Here is a 12,106-nt window from a genome sequence, read left to right as displayed (position 1 = left end):
CTATTGCTCTTCTGACGAATATATAGTCCATCGTTTCTCTGTTACCCCATGTTCGCCTGACACAGACGCTATCACACGGCGATTTTGTTCATTCGCTCGGTCACTCTCGTCATCAATCAGCGGTTGGGTTTCCCCAAATCCCTGCGCATCTACGCGGTTTTTATCAATATAGAACTGTGTCACTAACACATTGGCAATGGCTTCCGCTCGGCGTTGAGACAGCTGCATATTGTAAGACGCATTGCCCACCTTGCTCGCATGACCCTCTATCGTCACGGTTGCTTGGGGATAGCGACGCATAAAGTCAGCAAGACGGCGAATATCTGCATACTGATCTTCGCGAACTTGGGCAGACGCAGTCGCAAACTGAACGTTGAGTTCAAACGACTCTTGCTCGATTCGCTGACTTGGGCAACCCTCATTGTTCACCTTGGCTTGTTCAACACTGTCACCACATTGATCGCGAGCGGCAATCACGCCGTCTTTATCGCTATCCGTTAGATCACGAGTTTGCGTCACAGTGTCTTCCATAGGTTCAACAGTTTGCGGGGCACAGCCACCAAGCAATAGTCCAGTGATTAAAACGATGCTTAGCTGTTTCATTGTTCACGCTCCTGGCCCGTCAAAGACTCTGTATCCCAACTTGCAGGCACATCGACCCGTAAGGAGGCTAAAAGCTGCCCTGTTGCGTTCAAAATACGATACTGCGCATAACGTTCGTCCGCTTCTTTGCTCAGGTACTCTCGGCGTGTTTCAAACAGCTCATTTTGCGAATCTAGCACATCCAACAATGTGCGCGCATTCAGACGAAACTCCTCTCGGTAAGCATTACGGGTGTCCGTTGCCGCTTCGACATGTTGACGCATAAAATCGCGTTGCTGTACAAGATAGGTACGAGCATTCCAAGCCAATTTTGCGCCCTCAATGACATCACGATGCGCCATTTCATTGATTTCACGCGCCTCAATGGTTTGATAGGCCGTTTGTCGTTCACGCGCTCGGTCAGCGCCACCGTTGAACAAGTTGTAACGCATACGCACCATTGCCTGGACATTGTTGTTCTCTCCGCCAACATCTGGCGGGCCGGCACCGTCTTCTCCCCCCACATTATCGTTCCAGTTAGCGTCTACTTCTAAATTGAACTCAGGCAAGTAAGCCGCACGCGAGCCGTCACGAGCCGCATTCGCCGCCGCAATATCCGCTTGTGCCGAGCGTAGCCTTGGGTGTGTCTCCAGTGCACGCGCCAGCAACGCATCTAATGACGAAGGCAACATGGATTCATCAGGCCTCGGCAGGTGAAGATCTTCAGGGGCTACACCCACCATTTTAGTGAACGCACTGCGCGCGTCCGCTAAATTATTACGTGCAGACATTAAATTAGCGTTAGCTCGCGCTAAACGCCCTGTTACCTGCGATAAATCACTGGCTTTAGCAAATCCACCTTCGTTGCTCTCTTTGATGGCATCGTAAATCTCTTGGTGATTCTCCAAGTTTTTCTCCGCCAACGTCACCACTTCATCAGCCACAAGTACATCTAAATATACGCGTGCCACTTCCAACGCCTTGTCTTCAGCGGTCGCTATCAGTGCCCACTGTTCAGCAGTGGCTTCATTCTCGGTGCGAGAGACCTCGTTTTGTGTGCGAAAGCCATCAAAAAGTACCTGACGCAACGACACGCCCAGTTCACGGCGCGTCAAATCAACCTCATCGTCGGTGGTGGTATCTCGGCGAGTGGCTGGTGAGTCTGTGCGCTCCCAGCCCATACCCGCGGTTGCATCCAAGGTAGGGTAATACCCCGCTTGTGCTTGCTCGATAGCTTGCTCACTGGCTTTATATCGTGCAAACGCTTGGCGAATTTGCGGATGAGATTCCAAAGAGCGCGCCACCGCTTGCTCTAGGGTTTGCGACATCACAGCCGGCGAGCTTAAGCTCATTGCCAGGGTAAGCGTCGCGATACGCTTTTTATTGACCACATGCGAGAAATTCAGCACGTTGTTACTCCTACTAGTCTATTTCTCAGCGCTCACGTAGTGCGTTTTCTTTTGCTCGTAAGATAGGATTGAGTATGTACTCAAGCACGGTACGCTTCCCGGTTATAATATCCACCGACGTCAACATGCCGGGGATAATCGGCATAGGCGTACCATCTTCCCTGGTTAAGTGTGATGATTCCGTTCTTATCCGTACTAAATAAAAGCTATTGCCTTCTTCATCCTGCGTCGTATCCGCACTGATGTGCTCGACGGTGCCGTCCAGGCCGCCGTAACGAGTAAAGTCATAGGCGGTTACTTTCACCACCGCTGGCAGGCCAGGATGAAGAAAGGCGATATCTTTTGGCAAAATTTTCACTTCGACGAGCAGCTGATCTTCTGTTGGCACAATTTCAATCACATCTTCGCCCGGCTCAACGACCCCACCGAGGGTATTGATATGTATTGTTTTCACCGTGCCATCAACCGGAGAGGTGATAACCGCTTTATTCACCTTGTCTTGAGCGCCTACTTTCGCTTCTGTTAATCGTGATAAACGTGCCTCTGTTTCACTCAGTTTAGCCCGTGTTTCACTGATAAATTGCAAAGCCGCTTCTCGGCGTTTTAATATCGCTTCATCCAATGAGGCTTTTATCTTTGGCCGCGAAAGCTTTAAGTTGGTCAGCTCACCGTCCATATCATTGATCTGTCTTTCTAGTTTGAGAAGTTCCACTTCTGAGACAATCTTCTTTTCCACTAAAGGACGTGTGATATTGATCTCACGCTGCATAATTGACATCGAGTTGGTCAAGGTTTTTATTTTAGAGGCGACCTCTTCCAGCTCTTGTTTTTTTTGTACAATTTGACGAGCTTGGATTTCTAATTGGTTACTGAGACTCTCAAGACGACTGCGGTATTCCGATTTTTGTCGTGCAACCAAATTCGGTTTTCTGCTGGTTAATTCATTAGGAAACGTCATCGGCCGCATGGTGACATCGATTTGTTGTTGCCACGGCTTACTGGCCGGTTGTAGCGTGACACTATCAAGCTCATGATACATCCGCGTCACCGACGCGCGCAGGCTATCGACCTCTTGCTCTTGTTGAGCAAGGTCAGAGCGAAAGCGTGTGTCATCAATACGCGCTAAAGGCATCCCTTTTTCAACCAGTTGACCTTCATCCACATACATGGCTTGTAAGATGCCACCATCTAGGCTCTGAATAAGCTGAACATGAGACGGCGGAATAACCTTGCCATTGCCGCGCGTCACACGATCAAGCTCAGCAAAAGCGGCCCAAACAATAAAACTGACGATAAGGAGCAAAGCCACCCAAACGACGGCTCTGTACTTGAGCGGCGTGTCTGTCATCATGGCGCCATAAACGTCATCAACCATGTCGAGATCGGTGGGTTGACTCGTTTTTTTAACCATTTTGCCCATTACACACTTCCTTTATTGAGCTTGCTCAATACCTTATCGCGCGGGCCATCCATTACAATTCGACCTTTATCCATCACAATCACACGCTGCGCCATGTTAAGGAGGGCCATATTGTGTGTCACCATGACCAAGGTGCGCGACTTCGCAGCGACTTCCATCGCTTTAATAAACTGGTTTTCGGCATGTGCATCTAGGCTGGCCGTCGGCTCATCCATGACGAGCATGGGGGGCTCGTTAAGTAATGCTCGCGCCAAGGAAACCGCTTGCCGTTGGCCGCGAGACAGTCTTTCACCGCGCTCCCCGACTTGTTTGTCCAAGCCTTCATGATCTTGCGCAGTAAACAAACTCACGCCTGACAGCTGAACCGCACGCATCAGTTGGTGTTCGGTCACTTGGCGTGTTCCAAACATGATGTTTTCGCGAATGGTGCCGTGGAACAGCGTCACATCTTGCGCCAAATAGCCCACGTTGCGACGCAGGTCTGATGGATGTATCTGGCGACTATCCACGCCATCAAACCGTAAGCTACCTTGGTTAGGTTGAAAAAGCCCCGCTAACAGCTTCAGTAAGGTCGTTTTTCCTGAGCCATTCTTCCCCAAGATGGCAATCACCTCACCCGGTTGAATCCGAAAGTTAAGCGGATATAGGGCAGGCTTTTCTGTCTCTGGATAGTTAAAAGCCAGATTATCCGCACTGAGCTCGCCTTTTAAGCGCTTGCGACTGACCAAGTGTCCTTTGTCAGCAAATTCGTCCTCTTGCTCCATCATCGCATTTAGCTGCCGCAGTGACGTACTGGTTTGATTCCAACGATTGAGCAAGCTGGCCATTTGCGCCATCGGTGACACCGCCCGGCTGGAAAGCATCACTGCAGCGATGATCCCGCCCATGGAGATATCCCCGTCCGCCACCCGGTATACCCCCAGGATCACCACCGCGATTGCCATCATTTGGGTGATAAAGGTAGCAATGTAAGAGACATTATTGGTGATTTGTTTGACTTTAAAGTTCCAATTGGCTGTATGCGCGGTCATTTGTTGCCAACTACGCTGCACAATCCCTTCCGCACCACTGGCTTTAACGCCCTCTAGTGCCGAGAGGCTTTCGATCAAATGGCCATGGCGCTCGGACGCGTACTTGTTACTCTCTTCAATGGCCGCACGTAGTTTAGGCTGCACCGAGACGGTATACCCTAAGATCAATAAACCCGCCACGACAGGGACGATCGCAAGATCCCCAGCCACCAAATAGATAATGGCAACAAAAAAGACGGCAAACGGGAGGTCCACCAAGGTCGTGATGGTCGCTGACGTCAGCATATCGCGCACTGAGTCAAATTCACCCAATTGCTTTGCGGTTGCACCGACACTGCTTCCTCGATTGACAAGCGGTGTGCCCATCAGCCGCGCGAACAGGCGAGAGGAGACGATAATATCGACCTTCTTACCCGCCATATCAATCATATATGAACGAAGCTTGCGCATTAAAAAGTCAAAACAATATGCAAGCGTCGCGCCACTGGCTAACACCCACAAGGACTCAAACGCCAAATTGGGGACGATTTTGTCGTAGACGTTCATCACGAACAACGGCGAGACCAGCGCGAATAGGTTCACTAGCACAGAGGCTAATAACGCATCGCGATAGATAGGTGCTGCGTCTTTGACCGTTTGCCAAAACCAGTGGATTTTATTGTCATGAAGGTGCAAGTCGACCGATTGATCGCCGCGATATTGCCGCTTAATCAAAAAGCAGTAACCCACATACATCGACTCGAGCGCCTCGAGCTGCATGGTTTGTTCACCACCATTTTCTGGTAACTGAATCAACGCGGTACCCGCTTCATTATCGATCTCTCGTAATACACAGGCTTTTTGATCGGCGAGCAAGAGCACACAGGGCAAGAGCAGTGGCCCTAAATTATCCAAATTACGGCGTGACAAACGCGCAGCAAGACCCGCTCGGCCCGCCGCTTGCGGAAACATATCCGGAGTGAGTAACGCATTGGTCATCGGCAAGCCCGCGACTAACGCATCGCCCGAGCAGGGTGTGCCATAGTGTTCGGTAAGCAATACCAAGCAATCCAGCAAGGGATCGTCGGTAGGCTGCTCACCCGCGGCTATCTTCCATTGCACGGATTGATTATTACTTGATTGGTCAGTCACTTACGTCTCTCTTTTGACCGAAAAATAACAGGCAGCGACATGATAGCCGCTGCCTGATGGCGATTACCAGTCCGCCGTATCCACTTTGATTTCGAGGTCTTGGCTGTCTCCTACTGAAAGTTCAGCATGATCATCACCTTGCGTCAATCGTAGCTCTCCTTCTTGACCACCAATCAAGGTGTTGATCACGACTTCTTGTTGACCACCGTTGGTGACGACGCTCAGGCTTTCAATATCTATATGTTGATCCATTTGGCTATCGCCGTCGGCATCAATACCGATAGTTAACGTGCCCTCAGCCTCACCACTGTCTGTGGTTTGCCATGAAATAGATACCTGGCCATCTTTAATGAGCTGGGTTAAATCATCGACAAACGCGAGGGTATCTTGTGAATCACCTTGGTTGTCAAAATCAATGATCACATCGGTTTCTGACTCATCTCCGTCGGCAGAAGATGGCATATCCTCTAGAGACCACTGGAATTTATCGCTACCGGTACCACCGATTAATGTGTCTTCACCTCGCCCACCAATGAGTGTGTCATCACCGCCTTGACCGTAGAGAATATCATTACCCTCTCCGCCTTCGAGAGTATCGTCGCCACCTCGGGTATCGCCGTCGACATTAAATAACGCGTGGTTATCTTTAATGTACTGATACAGCTCGATATCAGAAGGCGCTGCGCCATTTTTCATTTCAAGGAATGTGGTTAACGCGTCCACGCCCGATCCATCTGGTAGCGATTCTGGCCGTGTCAGACCATTTTCACCCCAAGGTAGGTTGTCAGTGTTAATGACATCGCCAAAGAGTATATCGTCACCGGCATTACCGATTACCTCATCATCACCGACGGGAAGCATATTGATCTCTTTAGCGCCTTCATCGAGTGCTGCACTCAGATCATTGGCAGTATAAACAACCTCAACCTCACCCACATTAACTGTATGAGAGTGATAGTATTCATCATAAACAGTGTCTGTACCTGATATATCGGTATTATCAAAATACTTTAGCACATCAGCGTTTATACCATCACCGATGCCGATGGCTCTCACCGTCGACTGTTGCGCTAATTGCTGATAGGCCTGAATGGAGTCCACGAGCTCAGCGCGATCCATTTCCCATCCAGTCTGCATGCCACTACTGGTTGAGAAAGTAGGCTTGCCATCGGTTAAGAAGAAAGACAGATTTTCACTGTTAGCATTCGAATGACTGTTAAACCAATCAGATGCTTTGTTAAAGGCAGCTTCGTAGTTGGTCCCTCCGCCAGCATGCAATTGGTCGATCACATTATCGATACGCTGCTCAAACTGGTGCTCACTCAATCCCGTGAAATCATCAACATCAATTTTTATATCTGCGTATCTATTGAAGTCCACCAACGACAAGTTAATCTCACCAGGATGATCGGCGATATTCGCCAGCATTGATTTCAGCGACGCTTTGAGTACATCGAGCTTAGACTGATGACTCCAATCCTCAAGGCGGTCTCCCATGCTGCCTGATGTATCAACAATTAATGCGATATTGTAGTTTGTTGGCGCGGTCGAGTTATCTTCCACCCCTCCAATATCACTAAGAATAACATCATCACCTGAGCCTCCTTCAATTGTGTTATCACCATTAGGATCACTCGGTGGCAGCACGGCTGTGCCTGGTTGCGCCGTTGCATATTCAGGCAAGTCGACAGGGTTACCGTTTTCATCAACTTCTGTCGCACCAACAGTCACGGATAAATCAGGCGCACTTCCTTCAGGCAACTCAAGCGTGACGGAGAAACCAGCATCCGAGCCTGGGTTTGGCTGCAGTGCATCAATCGGCACTTGCCAATCACCTGAATCAAGCTGCTCGCCATCTGGTACGCTGCCTCCTTCCGGCAGCCCCGATATAATCACTGATGTGATTTGTTCAGAGCCGTCGGTATCGTTCAACGTCACATCAACATCCAGCTGCACAATATCCGCAACTTTGGTCAGTTCACCATCGTCAACGACATACTTACCATCCGCAAAATAGACAGTGTCGATACTGTATAGATCATGATTAGCATTTTGCGTGTGGTCATCTTGGTAAACTAAGCGAACCGCATCGCTAAAACCGTTAAAAGTCTCTACTTGATAATCTTCACGGTTTCCTTGGAGGTAGACAGTGTCATCACCACTTCCTCCATAATAAGCCGTTGAGGCAGCACTCGCATTTCGTGATACAAAGACATCATCACCATCATTTCCACGCAACGCATATGAACCATCGCCATTACCACCAACAATAAGATCATTCCCATTGCCCGTATTTACATCAACAGCACCTGAGCTACTATCACCAACGCTAACTATTTGATCATATTGGTCAGATGACCCACCATCATGCTGTTCTGCGTAATCGATAAGCTCATTTGCCGAGTGGTTATCGCCTGAATACGACAACGAAGCAGAGACCGACAAACCGTTCGAGATCGGCAGTACAGAAATTGGAATCTCTTCCGTAACGCTCGCCGTATCGCCATTACCATTCTCCGTGCTGGTTGCCGTCACTTCCAGGTTGATCTCGCCTTCATGCGGTTCAGGCACAGAGATGGAAAGATTAGACAAATCCCAATCTTTGATAGAGACAGAGCCATTTTCGACAATCACTTCCTGATTACCGTCGGACAATGTCGATCCTTCAGGAATATTACCTAACGTGAGGCTCAGCGTCTCAGAGCTATCCTGATCTACCAAGCTAGCATTGATTGGTGGTAACTTAATCGGCTGGCCAGCATGCCCTTCACCCGGTTCATTAATAATGTAATAGCCGCCGGTGCCATCGCCTTCGTAATCTTTGACACTTAAGCCACCGTCTTCTAGCGCATCGGTATTTGGCGCAAGATCAAAGTTGCTGGTATTTAAATCAACGGCAGCGCCATCGTCTACGGCGACTTCAATGTCGAACCCACCCGGACCATTTTGGTTATGGGTGTAAACGTCTAACGAATAATAGCCACTTTCTGATGGCATAAATTCGCCGCTGAATTGCCCCCTTCCACTTGCACCGCCTGGAGAGGTACCGTGACTGCCAAATCGACCCTCCGCAACCACTTCGCCACCAATGACGATTGCAGCACTGTCATCCGCATACCCGCCAAAGCTGTAGCTTTTACCTGCCTCTAGATAGATTAATCCTGAAGTCACCATGGCCTGGCTCGCATCGAGCCCCGAACTGGAGTCGACAGAAGCGCCGTTGGTCGTTGACTCAGAGTCTGGATCTCCAGCGCCATTCACGGCATTGATCAGCGTCTCGGCATCAACACCTTGACCTGCACCATTTGGACTACCCACATCAACCGAATTCCAAATTGATGCGTTAAGAGATGTGGAAACAAAGTCCAACTCAAGCGTACCCAGTGAGAGCTCAGGGGCATCAGCCACAGGCGTCACACTGATATCAAGCGTTGCCTCCGTGGTGTCGCCGTATTCATCTTGAACGACGTAGGTGATATCCGGTACGTCACCACTCCAATGCTCTGCTGGTGTAAAGGTATAATCTCCATTCTCGCCAATGGTAATTTCACCGACATCAGCGATCGCGACTGACTCACCCGCGGCGTGGGTTTCAGTTTGACCAGTAATAGTGAAGGAAGTGACGGTGAGCGAATCCCCATCGCTATCTGTTGCATTACCGTCTTGTAAAAGGTTACCCGTTAACACGCTATCTTCATCAGTCGACACAGGTATGTCGTCTGAATCAGGTGTCGCGTTTATTCTTGCACTATCACTGCCTGGTTCTGATGTATTGCCGTACTGATCTTCCAGCTCTGCGGTCACGGTGAAGGTTTCACCTTCCGCTGGCGCATCGAACGAGGTCGCTACGCTGCCGTTGTCGATGTCGCTCTGCTCCAACACGATCTCGTTGGTGGTGGTGCCATCGCTGACGCGGATGGTGTCACCGTCCACGGCTCCGGCTGGCAAGCCGACTTCAACGTCGACCTGGCCATCGAGCTCGTCACTGCTGATCACGCCATCATTGTTGGCATCTTCGGTGATGGTGACCGTCGGCGCGGTGTTGTCGTCACCCGCCTGGGTGTCAATCACGGCGCTATCACTGCCTGGTTCTGATGTATTGCCGAACTGGTCTTCCAGCTCTGCGGTCACGGTGAGGGTTTCACCTTCCGCTGGCGCATCGAACGAGGTCGCTACGCTGCCGTTGTCGATGTCGCCCTCGACCAACACTATCTCGTTGGTGGTGGTGCCATCGCTGACACGGATGGTGTCACCGGCCACGGCACCGGCTGGCAACTCGACGTTAACGTCGACCTGGCCATCGAGCTCGGCACTGCTAATCACGCCATCATCATCGGCATCTTCGACAATATCGACAGTCGGCGTGAAGAGTTCATCGATATTCTTGTCATCGCCATCTATATTGATCGATTCAAAATCACGCAGCTCAACACGATCTCCGGTGTCACTGTTTTCAACAATGACGTAACCATTACTATCTTTGCTGAACGATAGGTTGTCGACACTCGCATTAAATACCGCCTTGTCATTCCCTGCGCCACCGTCAATGACGAGTTGATCGTTAGCATCATCAGTAATGATATTAACCGTATCATTGTCTCCGCCGGTCAGTACGTAATCATCACCTGTTTCGGTATTGGCATTGGCCCAGTTGCCGTGCCAGTAATGAACCGCCTCCGACGGTTCGCTTTGATTTCCTGCATCATCACTTTGTACCGCCTCTAAACGAACATTTTCGTTAATGCCAATACTGGCAATACTTTCTAGATCAACAGTCCACGAACCGTCTGCCTGCACTGTTGCCTGAGCGAGTGGTGTCCCAGTCTCACCTTCGAAATAAATCGAAATCGTCTCACCAGGCTCACCCGTTCCGTGCATAGTGACGTCACTGTAATCACTACCAGCTGAGTCATCGGTGATATTGGTGATGACTGGGGGATTGGGAATGATGGTATCCAACGTCGCGGTTTCTGTGTCGCTCGCTGGGTTGCCCGCGCTGTCCGTCACGGATGCAACCACGGTGATGTCGCCATCGGCAAAATCGCTTAGATCTACACCTTCCAAGCTCCACTCACCGTCGGTAACTGTCGCAGTCCCCACTTCAGTACCATCTACAGTGATAGTCACGGTTTGGTTGTCCTCAATACCATTCGTACTACCACTGATGGTCACATTATCAGCTTCATTAGCATTAATCTGGTTGTCCCCAGTGATATCGGCAATGCTGATGCTACCAGCTTGGGTATCCACCGTATGCTCTGATGAGCCAGTGCTTTCTACCGTATTGCCCGCGTCATCTGTCGAGCTCACGATCACCTCGAACTCGGTGTCCGCTGCCAGGTCGCTGCCGGCCACGTCCACGCTCCATTCGCCGTTTTCATCCACGGTGGTGGTGTACTCGGTGCCGTTGATGGTCATGGTGACCGGATCGTTTGCGGCGATGTCGCCGCCGCTCGCGCTGCCGGTGACCGTGATGGTCTCGCCCGCTTCTTGCGCGTTGATCACGTCATCGCTGGTGATGTTGTTCACGCTGACCGTGCCCGCGTCCGCGCTGGTATCAATGTCTGCTTGATCACTCCCCGGCGCTGAGGTGTTGCCGGAGGTATCGGTAATGGTGGCTTCTACGGTAAGCGTTTCACCGTCTGCGGGCGTATCCGGGAGGGTGACGATGACAGATCCATCAGTAATATTATCTTCCGTCACAGTGAACGTCTGTCCATTCACCGTTAACACATCGCCTGGATTGGCGTTGGTGCCGGTCAGATCGATAGACACTCGAATACCGTCGCCAATTTCTTGGCTGCTAATCACACCATCATTGTTTGCATCGTTGAGGATAGTGACCCCAGGAGCGTTGAGGGCAGTAACGTCCACCAAGCGACCAAAACCGTCTTCTTCGTCCGTGCCAATTGCGCCTGCATTGTTGGCAATCGAGTCAGAGTCAAACCCAGAGCTCGCAATGGTCTCGCTTCCATCTCGCTCCAAGTTGACATAGCTCCATGAGCCACTACCCGTTGCTTCACCACCTGCAGCGGTCGCTTGGTCTTCTTGAATGGTGATCTCGCCTTCACCTTCCAAGATTTGTTGTTGAATGTCGGCTATTTCGTCTTGCACGTCTTGCGGCAAATTATCAATCAAGGAGCCGGGCTCACCGCCTTGCGATTCCAAAGTGAGCAATACGCCGTTGCTCAATGCAATCACAGCATCGCTGTTGTCGGGCAATACAAGCTCCGTTCCTGCGGGAAATGACATTCCCTCAGAAACCGTCATAGGCGCCCCATTGACAAGAACAACACCGTTTCCTTGAATATTTTCGACAATTACGTTGCGAGATAGCGAGATTGATTTCATAGCCGGACTCTTTAGCTAAACAAAGTGTGATCTGCTTTCAGAAAAAGCGAACCTTGGTACATTATCGGTCTAATTAGACTTATCCGAAAGTGATTTTACTAGGAAATGTGCGCTTTATACGGCTCAAAAATGAGACAACAACGAGACTGAAACTACGGCAGTGCGATGACACGAAAGTTATT

The 12,106-nt window shown here is 50.3% G+C and carries 5 protein-coding genes; all 5 read right to left on the bottom strand.

The window, feature by feature from the left end:
• The 5 genes from WN56_RS11465 to WN56_RS11445 all read right to left on the bottom strand — a co-directional run bounded on the left by WN56_RS11465 (nt 1) and on the right by WN56_RS11445 (nt 11,924).
• Nucleotides 1–603, bottom strand: coding sequence for an OmpA family protein (locus WN56_RS11465; RefSeq protein WP_046075127.1), 603 nt, complete (start codon nt 601–603; stop codon nt 1–3).
• Complete coding sequence (locus WN56_RS11460; protein ID WP_046075126.1) at nt 600–1,991, bottom strand: TolC family outer membrane protein; 1,392 nt, start codon at nt 1,989–1,991, stop codon at nt 600–602. The genes WN56_RS11465 and WN56_RS11460 overlap by 4 nt, the downstream gene beginning before the upstream one ends.
• A gap of 25 nt (nt 1,992–2,016) precedes the next feature.
• A complete protein-coding gene (locus WN56_RS11455; protein WP_231637435.1) occupies nt 2,017–3,411 on the bottom strand; it encodes an HlyD family type I secretion periplasmic adaptor subunit in 1,395 nt (464 codons plus the stop codon).
• Entirely contained in the window at nt 3,411–5,573 is a 2,163-nt protein-coding gene (locus WN56_RS11450; protein ID WP_046075125.1) for a type I secretion system permease/ATPase, read from the bottom strand. The genes WN56_RS11455 and WN56_RS11450 overlap by 1 nt, the downstream gene beginning before the upstream one ends.
• Nucleotides 5,574–5,636: 63 nt before the next feature.
• Nucleotides 5,637–11,924: an Ig-like domain-containing protein gene (locus tag WN56_RS11445; RefSeq protein ID WP_046075124.1), complete on the bottom strand. Its 6,288-nt coding sequence runs from the start codon at nt 11,922–11,924 to the stop codon at nt 5,637–5,639.
• Nucleotides 11,925–12,106: the final 182 nt, after the last annotated feature.

Origin of the sequence: Salinivibrio sp. KP-1, assembly GCF_000968645.1 — a bacterium.
Taxonomy (GTDB): Bacteria; Pseudomonadota; Gammaproteobacteria; order Enterobacterales; family Vibrionaceae; genus Salinivibrio; species Salinivibrio siamensis.
The sequence above is the reverse complement of the archived record's forward strand: the minus strand, read 5'-3'. Positions and strand labels throughout refer to the sequence as shown.

What these genes read in the sequence shown, in the direction of transcription:
- WN56_RS11465 (WP_046075127.1), bottom strand. Translation starts at nt 603, where the DNA reads ATGAAACAGCTAAGCATCGTTTTAATCACTGGACTATTGCTTGGTGGC.
- WN56_RS11455 (WP_231637435.1), bottom strand. Translation starts at nt 3,411, where the DNA reads ATGGGCAAAATGGTTAAAAAAACGAGTCAACCCACCGATCTCGACATG.
- WN56_RS11445 (WP_046075124.1), bottom strand. Translation starts at nt 11,924, where the DNA reads ATGAAATCAATCTCGCTATCTCGCAACGTAATTGTCGAAAATATTCAA.